This window comes from Micromonospora acroterricola (assembly GCF_003172955.1).
GTDB lineage: Bacteria > Actinomycetota > Actinomycetes > Mycobacteriales > Micromonosporaceae > Micromonospora > Micromonospora acroterricola.
In genome coordinates this window covers 1-20,993 of sequence record NZ_QGKR01000090.1, presented here as the reverse complement: position 1 = coordinate 20,993, position 20,993 = coordinate 1, and the positions used below count along the sequence as shown (strand labels likewise).

At 74.2% G+C, this 20,993-nt stretch carries 15 protein-coding genes and 1 pseudogene; 5 read left to right on the top strand and 11 right to left on the bottom strand.

All coding sequences use genetic code 11. The annotated features are described in order from the left end of the window. Positions 1-277: pseudogene (locus tag DKT68_RS31325) on the bottom strand (GGDEF domain-containing protein); the annotation flags it as partial. Between the two features lie 277 nt (positions 278-554). On the opposite strand from DKT68_RS31325, the gene DKT68_RS02040 reads away from it, so the two are divergent. Then, positions 555-932 (top strand): PH domain-containing protein, encoded by a 378-nt coding sequence (locus DKT68_RS02040; RefSeq protein WP_109815733.1) that lies wholly within the window; start codon positions 555-557, stop codon positions 930-932. Between the two features lie 10 nt (positions 933-942). Here DKT68_RS02040 and DKT68_RS02035 read toward each other — a convergent pair whose 3' ends face one another. Beyond that, positions 943-1,869 carry a 2-hydroxyacid dehydrogenase gene (locus tag DKT68_RS02035; RefSeq protein WP_109815732.1) on the bottom strand — a complete coding sequence of 309 codons (927 nt, stop codon included), beginning with the start codon at positions 1,867-1,869 and terminating at the stop codon, positions 943-945. 175 nt (positions 1,870-2,044) lie between these two features. On the opposite strand from DKT68_RS02035, the gene DKT68_RS02030 reads away from it, so the two are divergent. From DKT68_RS02030 to DKT68_RS02020, 3 genes are all read left to right on the top strand, one after another. Next, positions 2,045-3,862 carry a SpoIIE family protein phosphatase gene (locus DKT68_RS02030; protein ID WP_109815731.1) on the top strand — a complete coding sequence of 606 codons (1,818 nt, stop codon included), beginning with the start codon at positions 2,045-2,047 and terminating at the stop codon, positions 3,860-3,862. A gap of 92 nt (positions 3,863-3,954) precedes the next feature. After that, positions 3,955-5,127: a PQQ-dependent sugar dehydrogenase gene (locus tag DKT68_RS02025; RefSeq protein WP_109815730.1), complete on the top strand. Its 1,173-nt coding sequence runs from the start codon at positions 3,955-3,957 to the stop codon at positions 5,125-5,127. 61 nt (positions 5,128-5,188) lie between these two features. After that, positions 5,189-6,736, top strand: a complete 1,548-nt coding sequence (locus DKT68_RS02020) for a metallophosphoesterase (RefSeq protein ID WP_109815729.1) — start codon at positions 5,189-5,191, stop codon at positions 6,734-6,736. A 38-nt stretch (positions 6,737-6,774) separates the two neighbouring features. On the opposite strand, the gene DKT68_RS02015 is transcribed toward DKT68_RS02020, so the two are convergent. From DKT68_RS02015 to ligA, 6 genes are all read right to left on the bottom strand, one after another. Continuing rightward, positions 6,775-9,132: a transketolase-like TK C-terminal-containing protein gene (locus DKT68_RS02015; RefSeq protein ID WP_109815728.1), complete on the bottom strand. Its 2,358-nt coding sequence runs from the start codon at positions 9,130-9,132 to the stop codon at positions 6,775-6,777. Positions 9,133-9,236: 104 nt separating this feature from the next. Next, positions 9,237-10,736, bottom strand: a complete 1,500-nt coding sequence (gatB, locus tag DKT68_RS02010) for an Asp-tRNA(Asn)/Glu-tRNA(Gln) amidotransferase subunit GatB (RefSeq protein WP_109815727.1) — start codon at positions 10,734-10,736, stop codon at positions 9,237-9,239. Between the two features lie 13 nt (positions 10,737-10,749). Next, positions 10,750-12,225 carry an Asp-tRNA(Asn)/Glu-tRNA(Gln) amidotransferase subunit GatA gene (gatA, locus tag DKT68_RS02005; protein WP_109815726.1) on the bottom strand — a complete coding sequence of 492 codons (1,476 nt, stop codon included), beginning with the start codon at positions 12,223-12,225 and terminating at the stop codon, positions 10,750-10,752. Beyond that, positions 12,222-12,527: an Asp-tRNA(Asn)/Glu-tRNA(Gln) amidotransferase subunit GatC gene (gene gatC / locus DKT68_RS02000; RefSeq protein WP_088946529.1), complete on the bottom strand. Its 306-nt coding sequence runs from the start codon at positions 12,525-12,527 to the stop codon at positions 12,222-12,224. Before gatC ends, gatA begins: the two co-directional genes overlap by 4 nt. Before the next feature lie 145 nt (positions 12,528-12,672). Further along, the gene (locus DKT68_RS01995) at positions 12,673-15,312 is read right to left on the bottom strand and encodes a putative bifunctional diguanylate cyclase/phosphodiesterase (protein WP_109815725.1); all 2,640 of its coding nucleotides are present in this window, start codon (positions 15,310-15,312) and stop codon (positions 12,673-12,675) included. A 201-nt stretch (positions 15,313-15,513) separates the two neighbouring features. Beyond that, positions 15,514-17,649 carry an NAD-dependent DNA ligase LigA gene (gene ligA / locus DKT68_RS01990; protein WP_109815724.1) on the bottom strand — a complete coding sequence of 712 codons (2,136 nt, stop codon included), beginning with the start codon at positions 17,647-17,649 and terminating at the stop codon, positions 15,514-15,516. A gap of 187 nt (positions 17,650-17,836) precedes the next feature. On the opposite strand from ligA, the gene DKT68_RS01985 reads away from it, so the two are divergent. Continuing rightward, positions 17,837-18,373, top strand: a complete 537-nt coding sequence (locus tag DKT68_RS01985) for a type II toxin-antitoxin system PemK/MazF family toxin (RefSeq protein ID WP_109815734.1) — start codon at positions 17,837-17,839, stop codon at positions 18,371-18,373. 45 nt (positions 18,374-18,418) lie between these two features. On the opposite strand, the gene DKT68_RS01980 is transcribed toward DKT68_RS01985, so the two are convergent. Genes DKT68_RS01980 through mnmA form a run of 3 tightly spaced genes read right to left on the bottom strand, consistent with a single transcriptional unit; the run spans position 18,419 to position 20,952 of the window. Next, complete coding sequence (locus tag DKT68_RS01980) at positions 18,419-18,784, bottom strand: VOC family protein (protein WP_201748862.1); 366 nt, start codon at positions 18,782-18,784, stop codon at positions 18,419-18,421. Positions 18,785-18,820: 36 nt separating this feature from the next. Further along, entirely contained in the window at positions 18,821-19,825 is a 1,005-nt protein-coding gene (locus tag DKT68_RS01975) for a methionine synthase (protein ID WP_109815722.1), read from the bottom strand. Positions 19,826-19,878: 53 nt separating this feature from the next. Further along, positions 19,879-20,952 carry a tRNA 2-thiouridine(34) synthase MnmA gene (gene mnmA, locus DKT68_RS01970; protein WP_109815721.1) on the bottom strand — a complete coding sequence of 358 codons (1,074 nt, stop codon included), beginning with the start codon at positions 20,950-20,952 and terminating at the stop codon, positions 19,879-19,881. Positions 20,953-20,993: the final 41 nt, after the last annotated feature.

Genomic DNA, 20,993 nt, shown 5'->3' with positions numbered 1-20,993 from the left:
GGGCCGCCGCCGGGATCGCCGGGGTGGAGAGCCCCGCGCTGGCCGACCTGCTCCGGCCGCTGCCGGGCGACGCGTCGGTGGCCGAAGGTTCGGCGGGTCGCGTTTCGGCGGGTGGAGGCTCGGCGGGTGGCGCGCCGGTGGGGCGCCGGGTCGCCAGCCGGGAGAGCCGCAGCCCGGCGAGCGTGGAGCCGGCGCCGCCGGCCAGCGCGATCACGACCGAGGTCGGGACGAGGTCGGCGGCGGCAGCGAGGACGAGCAGCGCCACCGCCGTGGACACGGCGGCCTCCGGTGCCGCTCGGCGAGGGACGAGGACACGGAACGGGTACGCGAGGAGCACGGCGGTCGCCTTCGTGAGGGGGCACGGGGGCGGTGCGGCGGTGCGGGGCGTCGGAGTTGCGGGTCCGCTGCCCAACAGTCGAGAACGAACGGCGGCCAGATCGGTTACGCGTCGGTCACCCTCGGGAGGCAGCGACCCGTGTCACTGTACGTCCTGGCGGGCCAGCCGGGCACGGCCCGCCGCGAGCCGGACGGGCCGGTGGTGGGATCATCGGAGGGTGAGTACGCCCGACACCGTCCGTTTCCGGTACAACCAAGCCATCCTGGCGGCCGCGGTCATCGCCTTCATCGGCGCCCTGCCGCTGGCCAACGCTCGGGGATACCTGCTGCCGGTGCTGCTCGTCCCGCTCGCCGTCGGCGTGTGGGCCTGGCGGGCCGGCACCGACGCCGACGCCCGGGAGCTGCGCCTGCGGGCGTTGACGGGGCAGCGCCGGATCAGCTGGGACCGGGTCGTCGAGCTGGTCACCGACCAGCGCGGACGGGCGGTCGCCCGGCTCGACGACGGCCAGCAGGTGGTCCTGCCGGCCGTCCGGGGCACGGACCTGCCCCGGCTGATCTCCGCGACCGGCCAGACGCTGCCCGACGCGACCGCCTGAGCCGTCCCGCTCAGTAGCCGTCGACCACCGTGTTGATCAGCTCCTGACCGGCGGCGTAGCGCCGCACCTGGTCGCCGACGAGCCGGTAGGCCCGCGGGAGCAGCCCCCGCACCGACCCGGCCACGTGCGGGGTGAGCAGCACGTTCGGCATCGTCCAGAGCGGAGAGTCGGCGGGCAGCGGCTCCGGGTCGGTGACGTCCAGCGCGGCCGAGATCCGGCCGGTGCCCAGCTCGGCGACGAGCGCCTCGGTGCGGGCCACCGGCCCCCGGGCCGCGTTGACCAGCAGCGCCCCGTCCGGCATCGCGGCCAGGAACTCCTTGTCGATCAGGCCACGGGTCTGGTCGGTGAGCGGCACCAGCACCACCACCACGTCGGCCTCGGGCAGCAGCCGGGGCAGCTCCTCGACGCCGTGCACCCCCTGCTCCGGCCGGGCGGTCCGGGCGACCAGGGTGAAGCGCACCTCGAACGGGGCGAGCCGGTCCCGCACCGCCGTGCCGATCGAACCGGCCCCGACGATGAGCACCCGCTTGCCGGCCAGCTCGTCGGTCGGGGCGACCTCCTGGAAGGCCCACCGCCGGTCTGCCTGCGCCCGGACGAAGGCAGGGAACGCCCGCAGCTGGGCCAGGACCGCGGTGACGACCCACTCGGCGGTGGACGGGTCGTGCACGCCACGCGCGTCGCAGAGCGTGACACCCGCCGGCATCCGGCCGGCCCAGGCGTCCGCGCCGGCGGAGAGCAGCTGCACCACCGCCAGGTCGGGCAGCTCGTGCAGCAACGCGGTCGCGTCGGAGCCGGCCAGGAACGGCGGCACCCAGAACCGCACGCCGGCCACCGTCGACGGCAGCCGGTCGGGGTGCTCGGCGACCTCCACCGTCACGTCCGGGGGCAGCTCGCCGATGAGATTGAGACCGGCCTGATGCGGGATCCATACCTTCACGACCGCCGACGATAGCCCTCGAACCGGCGGGCCGTGCGGGCACGGCGGCCAACCGTGTACCGGGGCTGCGCCGGGCCCGCGAGACTGGGCACACCGAGGTTCGGCCGGTGCACGAACGAGGTATAAGAGGGGGTCGGAGCGCCGGCCGGCCTCCGCCCCGGCAGACAGGTGTTCGATGACCGCCGGCTCCCCCGCCCGCCCCCCGCGCGCGATCCCCCCGCCCCCGGCGCTCAGCGATCCGATGCGGCTGCAGGCGCTCGCGGACACCGGCCTCGGCGCGGCTCCGGACGAGGCGTTCGACCGGTTCGCCCGTCTGCTCAGTGATCTGCTGGACGTCCCGGTCGCGCTGGTCTCCCTGGTCTCCGCCGACCGGCAGTTCTTTCCCGGCGCGGTGGGCCTGCCCGAACCGTGGGCGGATGGCCGGCAGACCCCCCTGAGCCACTCGTTCTGCCAGCACGTGGTGGACATCGAGCTGCCCATGGTGCTGCCGGACGCCCGGCTCCACCCCCGCGTGCGGGACAACCTCGCCATCGGGGACCTCGGCGTGGTCGCGTACGCGGGGATGCCGCTGACCGACCTTTCCGGCCGGGTCCTCGGAGCGCTCTGCGCCATGGACAGCAAACCGCGGGTCTGGACGGCGGCGCAGCTGCGGACGCTGGCCGACCTGGCCGCCGCCTGCTCGTCGGAGCTGCGGCTGCGCATCGCGTTGGACGGCGCGCAGGAGGCGCGCCGGCGGGTCGTGCAGGCGCACGACCGGCTGGAACTCCTGGCCGGGCTCAGCGAGACGCTGGCCGGCACGCTCGACGTGGGCACCGCGCTGCGCCGGCTCGCCGCCACCATGGTGCCGCTGCTGGCCGACTGGTGCCTGCTGACCCTGGTCGGGCCCACCGGGCTGCCGCGCGAGGTCGTCGCGGTGCATCGCGAGCCCGAGCGGGCTGCCGACGTCGACCGCTTCGCCGAGCTGCTGCGCACCGGGCTGAGCCCGGAGTCGACCATCCGGGCGGTGCTGCGAACCGGCCAGCCCCGGCTGGGCGGTGTGGCGTCGCTGGCCGACGTGACGCGGGGCACCACGAACCCGGAGATGACGTCGATCGCCGGCCGCCTCGGCATCACCTCGTACCTGAGCGTGCCCGTGCCGGCCGCCGGTGGCACCGTGCTGGGGGCGATCACCCTGGTCAACGGGGCACAGCGCCAACAGTTCGACGACCGTGACCTGCTCACCGCGATGGACATCGGCCGCCGGGCCGGGCAGGCCATCGGCAACAGCTCGATGTACGGCGAGCAGCGGCACGTCGCCGAGGTCCTGCAGCACAGCATGCTGCCGCGGCTGCCGGACGTACCGGAGCTGGAGCTGACGGCCCGCTACCAGCCGGCGGCTGACCGGGTGGCGGTGGGCGGCGACTGGTACGACGCCTTCGTCCAGCCCAACGGGGACCTCATCACGGCGATCGGCGACGTGGCCGGGCACGACATCGAGGCGGCGGCGACCATGGGCCAGCTGCGCAACCTGGTGCGAGGCAACGCGTTCGGCCGGCCAGACGCGGTCGGGGATCTGATGACGCACCTGGACGGCGCCATCCGCGGCCTGCGGCTGCCGATCGCGGCCACCGCGACGCTGGTACGGATCTGTCCCGACCGGTCCGGTGTCCGCGAGGTCACCTGGTGCAACGCCGGGCACCCGCCGGCCCTGCTGGTCCGCGTGGGCGGCGCGGTCGAGGTCCTCGAAGCACCGCCGGAGCCGTTGCTCGGCCTGGCGCGACCGTCCCTGCGGACCAGCCGGTCGACCAGCCTGGCCACGGGCGACACGCTGCTGCTCTACACCGACGGTCTGATCGAGCGGCGGGACCGGTCCATCGACGAGGGGCTGGCCGAGCTGGTGGCCCGGCTCTCCGGCGCCGACAAGCTGGCTCTCGACGAGCTGTGTGACCTGCTGCTCGCCTCGATCCGGCACCGTGAGGACGACACCGCGCTGCTGGCCGTACGGGCCCGCTGAGCGGTCCACGTGGGACCACCGGCACCGCCACCGGAGGCCGGTCCGATCCCGTCGGCCCCGGCCGGCCCGTCCGGCGGGCTACCCTGGGCCGGGTGAGCGCCCGTCCCCCGTACTCTCGCATCCGTCGCCCCCGGGCGGCCCTCGCGGCGTCCTGCGCGGCGCTGCTCCTCACCGCCGGTTGCAGTTTCGGCGAGCCCGAGCCGGACCCGGCCGGCGAGCCGCCCAACCTGCCCACCCCGTCGGCGTCGGCGAGCCCCGGTGGCGCCGGCCAGCAGGCGGTGGCGACGGTGCTCGCCAAGGGGCTGCGGGTGCCCTGGGCCATCGCCTTCCTGCCGGACGGCGGGGCGCTCGTCACCGAGCGGGACAACGGCCGGATCGTCCAGGTCGGGCCCGAGTCGGGGCCGGACGGGCTGCGGGTCCGGGTGGTGCAGACGATCACCGACGTGGCGGCGGCGGGCGAGGGCGGCCTGCTCGGCATCGCCGTCTCCCCGAGCTACGAGCGGGACCAGACGGTCTTCGTCTACTACACGGCCGAGCAGGACAACCGGGTCGCCCGGCTGCGGCTCGGCGGGGAGGCCACCCCGATCCTCACCGGCATCCCCAAGGCCAACGTGCACAACGGCGGCGGGCTGGGCTTCGGGCCGGACGGGCAGCTCTACGTCAGCACGGGCGACGCCGGCGAGCGGCCCGCCGCCCAGGACGTGAAGAGCCTCGGTGGCAAGATCCTGCGGATCACGCCGGACGGCAAGCCCGCCCCGGGCAACCCGTACCCCGGCTCGCCGGTCTGGTCGCTGGGACACCGCAACGTGCAGGGCTTCGCCTGGGACGCCGCCAAGCGGATGTACGCCGTGGAGTTCGGCCAGAACACCTGGGACGAGATCAACCAGATCACCAAGGGTGGCAACTACGGCTGGCCGCAGGTCGAGGGGCGGGCCGGGGACAGGCGGTACACCGACCCGATCACCCAGTGGGCGACCTCGGACGCGTCCTGCTCCGGCCTGGCCGCCACGGACCGGCTGCTGGTCACCGGCTGCCTGCGGGGCAAGCGGCTCTGGGTGATGGAGCTGACGGACACCGGCACGCTGCTCGGCCAGCCCAGCGAGATGCTCACCAACCGGTACGGCCGCCTGCGCGCGGTGGCCGCCGCGCCCGACGGGTCGCTCTGGGTGAGCACCTCGAACCACGACGGGCGGGGCGATCCGGCGGCCGACGACGACCGGCTCCTGCGGATCGTCTTCGCCGGCGGCGACGGCGGTCGCAGCTGATCCACGTCACCATCCGTGCAGGTTTGCCAAGATCCTCCGACGGGCAGGTCAGAATCTCAGCATGGACGGGCAACACGACGAGCAGCACGACGACTCCGGGGACCGGGACGAGCCGGTGACCGGCGGTGCGTCGCGCCGGTCGGTCGGTCCGGTGCGCCGCACCGGAGTGATCCTCGCCGTCCTCGCCGTGGCCCTGGCCGGGGTGGTGCTCGGCGTGCTCGCCGGCGGTCGGGTGGACACCGACATCGGGCCGTTCCGGGCCACCCTCACCCTCTCCCCCGCCAGCGCCGGCGGCACCACCGTCGACGTGCCGCCGCTCGGCGCACTGCTGCTGGACAGCCACGACGGGCCGACGCACCTCACCGTGCGGCTGGGCGCGCTGGACCAGGGGCGCACCGAGGCGCTGATCGACGACCCGGCCAGCATCAGCCGGGCCAGCCAGAGCGCCGTGGAGGACGTCCGGTCCGGGGTGATGCGGCTCGGGCTGCGGACCCTCGCCGCGGCGGTGCTGGTCACCCTGCTCCTGGCCGGGCTGATCTTCCGCGACACGCGGCGGACCGCCTGGGCGGGCGGGCTGGCGCTGCTGGTCACCGCCGGCAGCCTCGGCACGGCGGCGGCCACCCTGCGCCCGCAGGCGATCGAGGAGCCTCGGTACGAGGGTCTGCTGGTCAACGCGCCGGCCATCGTCGGCGACGCCCGGCGGATCGCCAACGACTACTCCCGGTACGCCGAGCAACTGCAACGCATCGTCGGCAACGTCAGCCAGCTCTACACCACCGTGTCGGCGCTGCCGGTCTACGAGCCGGCGCCCGGCACCACCCGGGTGCTGCACATCTCCGACCTGCACCTCAACCCGACGGCTTGGCAGCTGATCCGGACGGTGGTGGAGCAGTTCGGCATCGACGTGGTGATCGACACCGGGGACATCACCGACTGGGGCAGCGAGCCGGAGGCATCCTTCGTCGGCTCGATCGGCCTGCTGAAGAAGCCGTACGTCTTCATCCGGGGCAACCACGACTCGGGTCGGACCGGCGCCGCGGTGGCCCGCCAGCCGAACGCGATCGTGCTGAACAACTCGACGACCACGGTCGCCGGGCTGACCATCGCCGGCATCGGCGACCCGCGCTTCACCCCGGACAAGAACACCTCCCCGGCCGGCAGCGGGCTGACCCAGCAGGTGGCCGACCAGGTGATCGGCGCCGGCGACCAGCTCGCCGCGACGGTGCGCCGCTCGCCGCGGCCGGTGAACATCGCGCTGGTGCACGACCCGGCGTCGGCCGGGCCGCTCGCCGGCACCTGCCCGCTGGTGCTCGCCGGGCACACCCACTCCCGGCAGATCTCCAAGCTGCCCCAGGCGCCCGGCCAGCAGCCCACCACGCTGATGGTGGAGGGCTCCACCGGCGGCGCGGGGCTGCGCGGGCTGGAGGGTGAGAAGCCGACCCCGCTGTCGATGAGCGTGCTCTACTTCGACCAGCAGAAGATGCTCCAGGCGTACGACGACATCACCGTCGGCGGCACCGGGCAGGCACAGGTCAACCTGGAACGGCACGTGGTGGAGGGCCCGACCGCCGGGGCGTCCCCCTCGGTCACCCCCACCCCGACCCGCTGAGCGCGGGCCGGGGGCCGCACCGTCGGGAAACTCGGGGGTCAGCGCAGGGCGAGGGCGGCCAGGGCGGCGTTGACGATGCTGCCGGGCAGCAGGTCGTGTAACTCGTACAGCTCCGCCACGGTGCCGGACTGGCCGAACTCGTCCACCCCGAGCGGCACCGCCGGCGCGCCGAGCGCCGAACCGAGCCAGGCCATCGCGTGCGACGCGGCGTCGTGCACGCTCACCACCGGCACCCGGTCGGCGAACGCGGACCGCAGCGCGCCCGGCACGCTGGGGACGGTGGCCGTCCGCACGCCCTGGCGCAGGGTGCGCTGCCAGGAGCGGTAGAGCCGGTCCAGCGAGGTCACATCCACGACGTGCGCGGCGATGCCCTCCTCGGCCAGCTCCGCCGCGGCCGCCAGCACCTCGGGCAGCACCGCGCCGGAGGCCGCCAGCTGCACCACCGGGGCGTCGGCCAGGTGCGGGTACGCCTGGTGCGCGTCGACCAGCCGGTACGCCCCGGCGACCACCTGCCGGCGCAGCACCGCGTCACCGAGCCGGGCCCGGGCCGCCTCGAACGGCGCCTGGTCCAGTGGCCGGGTGCTCAGCCGGAAGTAGTACGCGCCGTCCTCGGTCGGCGCGGCGGTCGCGGCCGGGGCGGACCCGCCGGCGATCTGCCCGAGCGCGTCGCAGAGCAGCCAGTCCAGGCTGGTCGCGTACGCCGGCTCGAGGAAGGTCACCCCGGGCAGCTCCAGACCGACGGAGGCGGTGATGGTGGACTGGTGGGCGCCGCCCTCCGGGGCCAGGGTGATGCCCGACGGGGTGCCGGCGACCACGAACCGGGAGCCGGAGTAGGTGCCGTACAGGAACGCGTCGAGGCCCCGCAGCACGAACGGGTCGTAGACCGTGCCCACCGGCAGCAACGGCTGCCCGGACAGGTCCCAGGACAGGCCGAGCTGGCCGAGCAGCAGGAACAGGTTCATCTCCGAGATGCCCAGCTCGATGTGCTGCCCCGCGGGGCTCTCCGTCCAGCGCAGCATCCGGTCCTCGGTCCAGGAACGCTGCTCGGTGGGGGCGAACACCCCGGTCTTGTTGATGAACCCGGCGAGGTTGGTGGAGGTGGCCACGTCCGGCGCGGTGGTGACCAGGTAGCGGCCGACCTCCCGGTCGCGGGCCAGGTCCACCAGCACCCGACCGAAGACCTCCTGCGTGGAGATCGGCTTGTTGGCGCGTACTCCCGTGCTCTCCGGAACGGTGACCCCCAGCGCGCGCTCGCGGGGCGCGCGGGACAGCGCCTCCCGGCGGGCGCCGGCCCGGATGCCGGCCGGTGACGACGGGTCGAGGCGGTCCCACTCGGTCTCCCGGGTCAGCCCCTGCGCGGCGCGCAACACGTCGACCTGGTCGGTGCTGAGCAGCGCCGAGTGGTTGCGCGGATTGCCGGCGATGGGCAGACCCCAACCCTTCACGGTGTACGCGAAGACGACGCTGGGCCGGTCGGTGACCGCGTCGCACTGGGCGTACGCGTCGAGCATCGCCTGGAGGTCGTGCCCGCCGAGGTCGGTGACGAGCGGACCCAGCTCCTCGTCGTCGATGCCCTCGACGAAGGCGCCCACCTCGGCGGGCGCGCCGTCCAGGAACTGCTTGCGCAGCGCCGGGCCGGCCAGCCCGAACAGCGACTGGTACTGCTCGTTGGGCATCGCGTCGATCCAGTCGCGCAGCGCCGCACCGCCCGGCCGGGCGTACGCCTCGGCGAGCCGGCGGCCGTACTTGACCTCCACGACGTGCCAGCCGGCCGCCTCGAACTGGCCGCGCCACTGGTTGATCCGGATGCCTGGCACCACCCGGTCCAGCGACTGCCGGTTGAAGTCGACCAGCCACATCACGCTGCCCAGGCCCGTGGTGGCCGGGTCGGCCACGGCCTCCCAGATGTTGCCCTCGTCCAGTTCGGCGTCGCCGATCAGCGCCACGAACCGGGAGTGCGGGCGGGCGCCGAAGTGCGCGTCGACGTAGCGCCGGGTGGCGGCGGCGAACAGCGGCGCCGCCGCGCCGAGCCCGACCGAGCCGGTGGAGAAGTCCACCTCGTCGGGGTCCTTGGTGCGCGACGGGTACGACTGGAGGCCGCCGCGCGCCCGCAGCCGGGGCAGGTACGAGCGGTCCAGGTTGCCGAGCAGGTACTGGATGGCGTGGAACACCGGCGAGGCGTGCGGCTTGACGGCGACCCGGTCCTCGGCGTCCAGGTGCGCGAACCAGAGCGCGGTCATCGCGGTGACCAGCGAGGCGCTGGACGCCTGGTGACCGCCGACCTTCACCCCGTCGCCGGTGGCCCGGTCGTGGTTGGCGGCGTCCACGATCCGGGTGGCGAGCCAGAGCACCCGCCGCTGGATCTCGTCGAGGACATCGAGGTCGTGCTGGTTCACGGTGACTCCATCCGGGCGTCGCCGTTGACGCCCTCGCGAGGGGGATGCGGTTTGCACGGCGAACGGGCTGACGCATGCTGCGCCAGCCCGTTCGTCCCTACGGATCAGCCCTGGACGCCGAGGCGCTCCAGGACCATCTCGCGGACGGTCTTCGCGTCGGCCTGACCACGGGTGGTCTTCATGACCGCGCCGACCAGCGCGCCGGCCGCCGCGACCTTGCCGCTACGGATCTTGTCGGCGATGCCGGGGTTGGCGGCGATCGCCTCGTCCACCGCGGCGGTGAGCGCGCCGGTGTCCGACACGACCTCCAGGCCCCGGTTGGTCATGATCTCGGTGGGCGAGCCCTCGCCGTTGACCACGCCCTCCAGCACCGCGCGGGCCAGCTTGTCGTTGAGCTTGCCGGCGTCCACCAGGCCCTGCAACTCGGCCACCTGGCTCGGGGTGGCGCCGATGTCGGCCAGCTCCACGCCGGTCTCGTTGGCCCGGCGGGACAACTCGCCCAGCCACCACTTGCGTGCGGCGGCGGGCGTGGTGCCGGCGGCGATGGTGGCCTCCATCAGCTCGACCGCACCGGCGTTCAGCACCGACTGCATGTCCAGGTCGGAGAGCCCCCAGTCCTGCTGGAGCCGACGCCGGTGCACCCGGGGCAGCTCCGGCAGGGCGGCCTTCAGCTCGGCGACCCAGGCCGGGTCCGGCGCGATCGGCACCAGGTCCGGCTCCGGGAAGTACCGGTAGTCGGTCGCGGTCTCCTTGGACCGGCCCGGGGTGGTGTCACCGGTGTCCTCGTGGAAGTGCCGGGTCTCCTGGGTGATCCGGCCGCCGGCGTCCAGCACCGAGGCCTGCCGCAGCATCTCCGAGCGGACCGCCCGCTCCACCGAGCGCAGCGAGTTGACGTTCTTGGTCTCGGTACGGGTGCCCCACTCCTCCCCCGGCAGGTTGAGCGAGGTGTTCACGTCACACCGCAGTGAACCCTCCTCCATCCGCACGTCCGAGACGCCGAGGGTGCGGATCACGTCCCGCAGCTCGGTGACGTACGCCCGGGCCACGTCGGGCGCGAGCGCGCCGGTGCCCGGGATGGGCCTGGTGACGATCTCGACCAGCGGAATGCCGGCCCGGTTGTAGTCGACCAGCGACTCGGTCGCGCCGTGGATGCGGCCGGTGGCGCCGCCGACGTGCAGCGTCTTGCCGGTGTCCTCCTCCAGGTGCACCCGCTCGATCTCGATCCGCACCGTCTCGCCGCCGACCTCGACGTCCAGGTAGCCGTCGACGCAGATCGGCTCGTCGTACTGGCTGATCTGGAAGTTCTTCGGCATGTCCGGGTAGAAGTAGTTCTTCCGGGCGAACCGGCACCACTCGGCGATGGAGCAGTTCAGCGCCAGGCCGATCCGGATGATCGCCTCGATGGCGGCCTTGTTGGCCACCGGCAGCGAACCGGGCAGGCCCAGGCACACCGGGCAGACCCGGGTGTTGGGCTCGCCACCGAAGTCGGTCGGGCAGCCGCAGAACATCTTGGTGTTCGTGCCCAGCTCGACGTGGGTCTCCAGGCCGATCACCGGTTCGTAGCGCGCGACGACCTCGTCGTACGCGGGCAGCGTCGTCGTCATCTGGGCTCCTGCCTCACAGTGCCGGTGGGGTGAACGTGCCGACCGCGGACTCCAGCGCGGCGGCGACCCGGTACATCCGGTCGTCGGCCATCGTCGGCGCCATCACCTGCAGGCCGACGGGCAGCCCCTCGGAGAGGCCGCAGGGCACCGAGATGCCCGGCCCGCCGTACAGGTTGGTCGGGATGGTGAACAGGTCGGCCAGGTACATCTGGTACGGGTCGGCGGTGCGCGCGCCCATCGGGAACGCCACGGACGGCGTGGTCGGCGAGATCAGCGCGTCGACCCGCTCGAACGCGGCGGTGAAGTCCCGCGTGATCAGCGTCCGGACCTTCTGCGCCTGCCCGTAGTAGGCGTCGTAGTAGCCGGACGACAGAGCGTACGTGCCGATCATGATGCGGCGCTTGACCTCGGGGCCGAAACCGGCCTCCCGGGTCAGCGACATGACCTCCTCCAACGACCGGTTGCCGTCGTCGCCGACCCGCAGGCCGAACCGGACGCCGTCGAACCGGGCCAGGTTGGAGGAACACTCGCTCGGCGCGATCAGGTAGTACGCCGGCAGCGCGTAGGCGAACGTCGGGCAGGACACCTCGACGATCTCCGCGCCCAGCTTCGCGAGGGCGTCCACCGACTCGCGGAACGCGGCCATCACGCCCGGCTCGGCGCCCTCACCGACGAACTCGCTGACGATGCCGAGCCGCACGCCGGTCAGGTCACCGGTCGCGCCCAGCTTCGCCGCCGCCACCACGTCCGGCACCGGCTGCGGGATGGAGGTGGAGTCACGCGGGTCGTGCCCGCCGATCACCTGGTGCAGCAGGGCCGCGTCGAGCACCGTACGGGCACACGGGCCGGGGGTGTCCAGCGACGAGGAGAAGGCGACCAGCCCGTAGCGGGAGGTGCCGCCGTAGGTGGGCTTCGCGCCGACGGTGCCGGTGACCGCGCCGGGCTGGCGGATCGAGCCGCCGGTGTCCGAGCCGATCGCCAGCGGCGCCTCGTACGCGGCCAGCGCGGCGGCGCTGCCGCCACCCGAACCGCCCGGGATCCGGCTCAGGTCCCACGGGTTGTGCGTCGCGCCGTACGCCGAGTATTCGGTGGAGGAGCCCATCGCGAACTCGTCCATGTTCGTCTTGCCGAGCATCACCGTGCCGGCCTCACGCAGTCGCTGCACGATCGTCGCGTCGTACGGCGGGCGCCAGCCCTCGAGGATCTTCGAACCGACGGTGGTCGGCACACCCCGGGTGGCCAGCACGTCCTTCACGGCGACCGGCACGCCGGCCAGCGGGCCCAGCTCCTCGCCGGCGGCCCGGCGCTCGTCCACCGCGCGGGCCGCGGCCAGCGCGCCGTCCGTGTCCACGTGCAGGAACGCGTGCACCCGGTCGTCGACCGCGGCGATCCGGTCCAGGTGTGCCCGGGTCACCTCGACGGCGGAGGTCTCGCCGCCGGCGACCAGAGCGGCGATCTCCACCGCGGTCATTCTGGTCAGATCACTCACGAGGCCACATCCTCACTCAGGATCCGCGGTACGCGGAACCGCTGGTCCTCGGCGTCGGGTGCGCCCGACAGCGCCTCCTGCGGGGTCAGGCAGGGCGTGACCACGTCCTCGCGGAAGATGTTGGTCAGCGGCACCGAGTGCGAGGTCGGCGGGATGTCCGCGGCGGCGACCTCGCCGACCTGGGCGACCGCCTGGAGGATCACGTCGAGCTGGCCGGCGAACATGTCCAGCTCCTCCTCGGTGACGGCGAGCCGCGACAGGCGCGCCAGGTGCGCGACCTCCTCGCGGGAGATGGCGGCCATCCGTGCCCCCTTCTGATGTCCTGCTGGTCGGGCGGTGTGCCGGCCGCGCGACGGGTGCAGCGTGACGCGCGGTGACCGGAGCGAGTCTATTGTTCCGCTCCGGTGCCGCGTCCCCGACTCCCCCTCCGCCGGCCCGTGCGCGCCGTCACCGGGTGGGCCGACGGCCGGCGTCCGGCTCCGGGCCGCCGGTCGGGCGGACCGGCCGGTACCGGGCCAGCCAGGTGACCAGCTCCTCGGCGGGCATCGGTCGGGCGTAGAACCAGCCCTGCGCGGCGTCGCAGCCGGCGGCGTGCAGCATCCGCCAGGTCCGCTCGTCCTCCACGCCCTCGGCGACCACCCGCAGCCCCAGCGCGCCGGCCAGCTCGATCATCGAGCGGACGATCGCCGCGTCGTCCGCGTCGTCGGCCATGCCGAGCACGAACGAGCGGTCCACCTTCACCTCGGACAGCGGCAGCCGGCGCAGGTGTTGCAGGGAGGAGTAACCGGTGCCGAAGTCGTCCAGGGCGATGGCCACCCCGATCCGGTGCAGCCGGGAGATCGTGGCCAGCACCCGGCGGGGGTCGGCCATCAGGGCGCCCTCGGTGATCTCCACTTGCAGCCGCTCGGCCGGGACCCCGTAGCGGGTCAGCCGATCGGCGATCTGGTCGGCGATCTCGCCGGTGTGCAGGTCCCGCACGCTCACGTTCAGCGCGGCGCGCAGGCCGATGCCGGCCGCCGACCACTTGGCGAGCTGCTCGACCACGTCGTCGACCACCCGCCGGGTGAGCAGCCGCATCACCGCGCTCTGCTCGGCGACCCGGATCAGCTCCTCCGGGTCGACCATCCCCCGCCGCGGGTGCCGCCAGCGCAGCAGCGCCTCGACGCCGACCACCTCGCCGGTCGCGATGGCGATCTGCGGCTGGTAGTACATGGTGATCTCACCGGCGTCGTCGGCCGGCTCACCACCGGCGTGCGCCCAGCCGGGCGGCCCGAGCGGCTCGTCCGGCGTGCCCGGCCCCACGTCGCGCCGCGGTCCGCCGTCCGCCAGCGCCGGCACCTGGCTCCCGTTCGGCGATCGCCGCCCGCGCCCGCCGCTGGCGTGCCGGTCCCGAGCCGGGCCAGGGCGGGTGCCGGCCACCGTGGCGCGGGTGTTCCGGCCCCGGATCGGGTCGGCTCCGGTGGCGATCCGGTTGATCAGCTCGTCGGCGTGTGCCAGCTCGCCGCCCGGACGGCGGCGGCGACCCCACCACCGGCCGCCGACCGGCGGTGCGGCGGCGATCACCGGCGACGTGGCCGGGTGCGGCGCGGCCTCGGCCGGGTGCAGGTCACCGCTGGGCAGGGCGGCGCCATCGCCGCCGCGCACCTCCGCGGCAGGAGCGAGGGGTACGTCGACGACCTGCTCGCGACCGCCCGGCTCGGTCGGCCCGGCGTCCCCGTCGGCGGCAGCCGGCGGTGCTGCGGGTCCCGCTGATCCGGTGCGCAGCGGGTCGTCGACCGACGGGCCGGATTCCAGCACCCGGCGCAGGTCGGCGAGGAGGCCGAGCCGCTCGGCGGAGTTGTGGTCGGATTCCGGGGCGTAGACGGCCACCGTGTCGTTGCGGTGCTTGGCGTCGTACATCGCCACGTCGGCGTGGCGCATCAGGGTGGCGAAGTCCTCACCGTGCTCGGGAAAGAGCGCGATGCCGATCGAACCGCCGACGTCCAGCGGCAGCCCGTCCAGCGGCACCGGCTCGGCCAGCGCCCCGACCACCCGGTCGGCCAGGTCCCGCGCCTGGCTGGCGTCGGTCAGCCCGGTCATCACGATGGCGAACTCGTCCCCGCCGAGACGGGCGATCATCTGCGGCCGGGGCTCCACGTCGGTGAGCCGGGCGCTGACCTCGACCAGCAGGCGGTCGCCCACGGCGTGCCCGAGCGCGTCGTTGACGTTCTTGAAGCGGTCCAGGTCGATCAGCAGCAACGCCAGGTGCCCGTCCGGCTCGCCGCGGGCGGTCCGCTCGGCGTGCAGGTGCACCTGCTCCGCCACCTCGGCGAGCAGCGCCTTGCGATTGGGCAGGCCGGTGAGCGGGTCGGCGGCGGCGAGGTGCTGCTGCTCGACGGTCAGCCGGGCCATCCGGTACACGGCGAAGAGCGGCACCAGCACCAGCGGGATCAGCGCCGCACTGACCCGCGCGGCGGCGACGAGCACCGGGGCGAGCAGCAGCAGCGAGCCGGTGGAGAGCAGCTCGAACCCGAGGCCCTGCCGGACGGTGGGCCACCACCGGTCGCCGAAGCGCAGCCGCACCGCCCAGCTGACCAGCCCGTAGTTGACCACGAACCAGGCGACCGTGGCACCGCCGACGGCGACCACGTCGGTCCAGTGCAGCCGGCCGTCGGAGAAGATGATGCCCGGCCCGAGCTGGAGGATCCCGTACGCGGCGGCGAGGGCACAGGCGTACTGGCCGACGTTGAACGCCGTCCGCCACGCGGCGTGCCGCATCCGCCAGCCCGAGACGACCACGCCCAGCGCCTGCACCGCCACGGCCGGGCCGAGCCCCCAGCCGAGCAGGATCGTGAAGGTGAAGCAGGTCGACGGGAAGACCGCGGAGGACTGCCGGCGCCCGGGCGGGACGAACGGGCGGGCGTCGCAGACCAGGGCGAGCGCGGCCATCGTCCAGAACGCCACCGGCAGCTCGGACGCCTCGGCGGGGAGTGTCGCGAGTGGACCGGCGGCGGTCAGCGCGGCCACCGCCAGGATGGCGACGACGAAGGCGGTGAACGGCGCCACCCGTCCGGGCGGGACGGAGTTGCGCGGGTCGGCGACCTCCATCACACCTCCCGACCGACGGTTGGCGTGCGGTGCGCACGCCGTGACCCAATGAAACGCCCTCAGCCCCGAGTTTCCCGGTATGACAGTCACGAATCGGTCGTAGTCGTAATTAAGTTGGTATACGCGGCCAGCAGCGACGCCAGCCGCAGCCGCCCGCGGCCACAGCGGCAGCCGCCGGTGACACCGGGCCGGCGGCGGCGGTCAGCCCTCGGTCCGGGCGACGTCCCGCGCGGCGTCCGGGCCCGCGTCCAGCAGCACCCGGAACCCGTCCTCGTCGAGCACCGGCACCTTGAGGCTGGCGGCCTTGTCGGCCTTGGACCCCGGGTTGTCCCCCACCACGACGAAACTCGTCTTCTTGGAGACCGACCCGCTGACCTTGCCGCCCCGGCTCTGCACGGCCTCGGCGGCCTGGTCCCGGGAGAAGCCAGCGAGCGTGCCGGTCACCACCACGGTCAGGCCCTCCAAGGGGCGCGGCCCCTCGTCGACCGCCTCCTCGGCCATCCGTACGCCCGCCTCGGCCCACTTGCGGACCACGTCGCGGTGCCAGTCCACGGCGAACCACTCCCGGATGCTGGCCGCGATGGTCGGGCCCACCCCGTCGACGGAGGAGAGCTCCTCCTCGCTGGCCGCGTCGATGGCCTCCATCGAGCGGAAGTGCCGGGCGAGCGCCTGGGCCGCGGTGGGGCCGACGTGCCGGATGGAGAGCGCCACGAGGACCCGCCAGAGATCGCGCTCCCGGGCCACCGCGAGATTCTCCAGCAGCTTGACGGCGTTGCTGCCGAGGCTGCCGTCCTTGTTGACGAAGAACGGTGACCGGGACAGCTGCTCGGCGTCGAGCTGGAAGAGATCCCCCTCGTCGCCGATGATCTCCGCGTCCAGCAGTGCCGCCGCGCCCTTGTAGCCGAGCACCTCGATGTCGAAGGCCCCGCGGCCGGCGAGGTGGAACACCCGCTCGCGCAGCTGTGCGGGGCAGCTGCGCGTGTTGGGGCAGCGAATGTCGACGTCGCCCTCCTTGGCCGGCGCGAGCGGGGTGCCGCAGGCCGGACAGGTGGTGGGCATGACGAACGGGCGGGCGTCGGCGGGGCGCAGGTCGACCACCGGGCCGAGCACCTCGGGGATCACGTCGCCGGCCTTGCGCAGGACCACCGTGTCGCCGATCAGGACGCCCTTGCGCTCCACCTCACGGGCGTTGTGCAGGGTGGCGAGCGCCACGGTGGAGCCGGCCACCCGCACCGGTTCGAGCACGGCGAACGGGGTGACCCGGCCGGTGCGCCCCACGTTGACGTCGATGTCGAGCAGCTTGGTGGTGACCTCCTCCGGCGGGTATTTGAAGGCGATCGCCCACCGTGGTGCGCGGCTGGTCGAGCCGAGCCGGCCCTGGATGGAGACCGGGTCGACCTTGACCACCACGCCGTCGATCTCATGCTCGACGTCGTGCCGGTGCTCGGCGTAGTAGGCGATGTATTCCGCGACGCCGGTCAGATCCGGCACCACCCGCCACCGGTCGCTGGTCGGCAGCCCCCACGCCCTCAGCGCCGCGTACGACTCGGACTGCGCCGCCGGCTGCCACCCGCGGCGGGCACCGATGCCGTGCACCACCAGGCGCAGCGGCCGGGACGCGGTGACCCGCGGATCCTTCTGGCGCAGGCTGCCGGCGGCGGCGTTGCGGGGATTGGCGAAGGGCGCCTTGCCCTGCTCGACGAGACCCGCGTTGAGGTCGGCGAACGCGGCGACCGGGAAGTAGATCTCGCCCCGGACCTCCAGCAGCTCCGGGATGTCCGGGAAGTCGGTGGACGGGGTGAGCTGGCTGGGCACGTCGCGGATGCTGCGCACGTTGGCCGTGACGTCCTCGCCGGTGCGGCCGTCACCGCGGGTGGCGGCCCGGACCAGCCGCCCGCCCTCGTAGGTCAGGTTGATCGCCAGCCCGTCGACCTTGAGCTCGCACAGGTAGGGAACCGGCCCGCCGGCGTCGCGCTCGACCCGCTCGGCCCAGGCCGCCAGCTCCTCGTCGGCGAAGGCGTTGTCGAGCGACAGCATGCGCTCGGCGTGGGTGACCGGCGTGAAGTCGGTGGAGAACGTGCCGCCGACCCGCTGGGTCGGCGAATCCGGCGTGCGCAGCGCCGGGAACTCCTCCTCCAGTGCCTCCAGCTCGCGCAACTGCCGGTCGAACTCGGCGTCGGCGATGGTCGGCGCGTCCAGCACGTAGTAGCGGTACTGGTGTTCGGTCAGCTCGCGGCTGAGCGTGGCGTGCCGCTCCCGCGCCTGCGGAGTCGGCTCGGCGCCGGCCGCCGCCTCCTGCGCCGGGCTGACCTGCTGACCGATCTGCTCCTCGGACACCCCGCCACCTTCGGACACGCCTGCGACCTCCCTGATCACGCTACCTACGCACGGTATCGGGCCGGTGGGACAATCCGTCGCCCCACCCGCGCCGACGAGCGGCGCGGTCGACAGGCGGCGCGGTCGACGCCGTGCGAGGATCGCCGGACGACGGCGGCCGGTGGGCCGCCCGGAGGCGGAGGTACCGATGCCCGAGGCCCTGCTCTGGGCGGTGGCGATCCTGCTGGCGGTGGCCGCCGGCTGGGCGTGGAACAGCTGGCGCCACCGGGTGACGAACCGGCCCGGCGACACCCGGCCGGGCGCCACGGCGCGCGGCGGTCGTCGCCCCGCACCGCCCCGACCGCGCGGTGCCGACCGGCCGGCCGCCAAGCCCCGGGCGCGCGACAGCGACCGGGGGGCCGGCGCACCGAAGCCGGGCGAGATCTGGTGGGCCGACGTGCCGTACGCCGACGGCAGCGGGTCGAAGGTGCGACCCTGTCTGGTGCTGCGCGCCGACCCCCGGGGCGCCGACGTCCTGAAGATCACCAGCCAGGACAAGAGCGACCGGGACGACCACGTGCGGATTCCCACCCGGGACTGGGACCCCGGCGCCGAGCACGACAGTTACCTGAGTCTCACCGAGCCAACCCGGATCAGCTCCGCCGCGTTCGCCGACCACGCCGGTCGCTGCGACGCCGACCTGTGGCGGCGGGTCCGCGCACTGCACCACCTGCCCACCCGCTGACCACCCCTCGGCCCGTCCCGCTCGCGTCGGCGATCGACGCCAGGGTCAGTCCCAGCAGAGGCAGAACGGGTGGCCGACCGGGTCCGCGTAGACCCGGAAGCCCTCGCCCTCGCCCGGCAGCCGGCGGGCGCCCAGCGCGAGCGCCGCCTTCTCGGCCGCCTCGATGTCGGTCACCGTCACGTCGAGGTGGAACTGCTGCGGCCGCTGCGGATCCGGCCAGGCCGGCGGGCGCAGGTTGAGCGCCCGCTGGAACGCCAGCCGCGGCTGGTGCCCGGGCGGACCGCCCAGCACCACCCACTCGTCGTCGGAGTCGCCCTCAACCAGGGGCACGCCGAGCAGCTCCGCGTAGAACGCGGCCAGCGCGTGCGGGTCCGGGCAGTCGATCACCACTGAACGTAGCTGTCCAATCATGACCATCATCCTGCCCACCCGGTACGACAGTTAACCTCAGCTCTCGGCGAGCCGCCGGCCGGCGTCGCGGCACGCGGCCAGCACGGCCCGGGCGTACTCCGGGCTGGCGCCGGCCAGCCCGCAGGCCGGGGTGACCACCACCTGCTCGGCGAGCTGCCGGCGGGGGAAGCCCAGCCGGTCCCAGAGCTGGCGTACCCGGTCCGCGACCCGCGCGGATGTCGGCAGGTCACCGGACGTCGGCGGCCGCGTCGGCACGGCCCCGACCAGCAACCCGAGCCCGGCCTCGATCGCCTCACCCAGCGGGTCCAGCTCGGTGATCAGGTCAAGGTCGAGAGCGACCCCGGCGGCGCCGGTCGAGCGGATCAGCTCCAACGGCACGTCCGGGGCGCAGCAGTGCACAACGGTCGGCACGCCGACCGCCTCGACGACGGTGCGCAGCAGCGCCGCCGCGTCCGCCGAGTCCACGGCACGGTAGGCGCCCAGCCCGCTCTCGGTGGGCACCCGCCCGGCCAGCACGGTCGGCAGTGACGGCTCGTCCAGCTGGAGCAGCACCGAGGCACGGGGCAGTCGCCGGGCGACCGCCGCCACGTGCGCGCGCAGCCCCTCGGCGAGGGAGCCGGTGAGGTCGCGGACCGCGCCGGGGTCGCGCAGCAACCGGCCGCCGATCGGCAGCTCCAGGGAGCTGACCAGGGTGAGAGGACCGGCCGCCTGCACCTTGATCGGCCCGGCGTACTCCTCGGCCTGCTCGGCGAGCTGGTCCAGGTCGCGTTCCATCAGGTCGCGGGCCCGGCGCAGGTCGCGGCCCGGCCGCGGGGCGACCCGCCAGCGCCCCGTGTAAAGCTCGACGGGCAGCTCGACCAGCAGCCCGGCGCTGCGACCGATCATGTCGGCGCCGGGGCCGCGGGCCGGCAGCTCGGGCAGGTGGGGCAGCGCGGGAAGCTCGCCGAGCACCACCCGTTGCGCCTCGGCGATGTCGGTGCCGGGCAGCGAACCGATACCGGTCGCCGCGCCGGCCGGCCAGGGCCACGCCTGATCTGTCACGGCGGAAGGGTATCCGGTACGCCGGCGGCCCGGGCGGCGACGGCCGAGCCGGGTCAGCCGGTGATGGTGGCGGAGCCGAGAACCACGTCGCCGGCCGGGTCCGGCCGGTACGCCACCACGGCCTGACCGGCGGCGACGCCGCGTACCGGCCGGCGCAGCTCGGCGTGGAGCGTGGTGCCGTCGAGGGCCACGGTTGCCGGAACGACGTCGCCGTGCGCGCGCAGCTGCACCTCGCACTCGACCGGCGCGTCCGGACGCGGGCCACCGGTCCAGACCGGCCGCTCGGCGGACACCCGGGACACCTCGAGCGCCTCAGCCGGGCCGACCGTCACCGTGTTGGTCTTCGGCGTGATGGAGAGCACGTAGCGCGGTCTGCCGTCCGGGGCGGGCCGGTCCAGGTGCAGCCCGCGGCGCTGACCGACGGTGTACGCGTACGCGCCGGTGTGGCTGCCGACCACCGCGCCGGTGCTCGCGTCCACCACGTCGCCGGGCGCCTCGCCGAGCCGCCCGGCCAGGAAGCCGCGGGTGTCGCCGTCGGCGATGAAGCAGATGTCGTGCGAGTCCGGCTTGTCGGCCACCGCCAGGCCACGCTCGGCGGCCTCCGCACGGACCTGCGCCTTCGTCGAGTCGCCGAGCGGGAACAGGGACCGGTCCAGCTGCTCGCGGGTGAGCACGGCCAGCACGTACGACTGGTCCTTGGCCACGTCGACGCTGCGTCGCAGCAGCCCGTCGGGGCCGAGCCGGGCGTGGTGGCCGGTGACCACCGCGTCGAAGCCCAGGGCCACCGCCCGGTCCAGCACCGCGGCGAACTTGATCTTCTCGTTGCAGCGCAGGCAGGGATTCGGCGTACGACCGGCCGCGTACTCGGCGACGAAGTCGTCCACCACGTCCTCGTGGAACCGGTCGGCCATGTCCCAGACGTAGAACGGGATGCCGATCACGTCGGCGGCCCGCCGGGCGTCCCGCGAGTCCTCCAGCGTGCAGCAGCCACGCGCCCCGGTCCGGTAGGTCTGCGGATTGCGCGCCAGCGCCAGGTGCACCCCGGTCACGTCGTGCCCGGCCTCCACCGCCCGCGCCGCCGCCACGGCCGAGTCAACCCCGCCCGACATAGCAGCCAACACCCTCACCAGCGCACTCCCTTCCCCCTCACCACCCTATCCACCAGTCC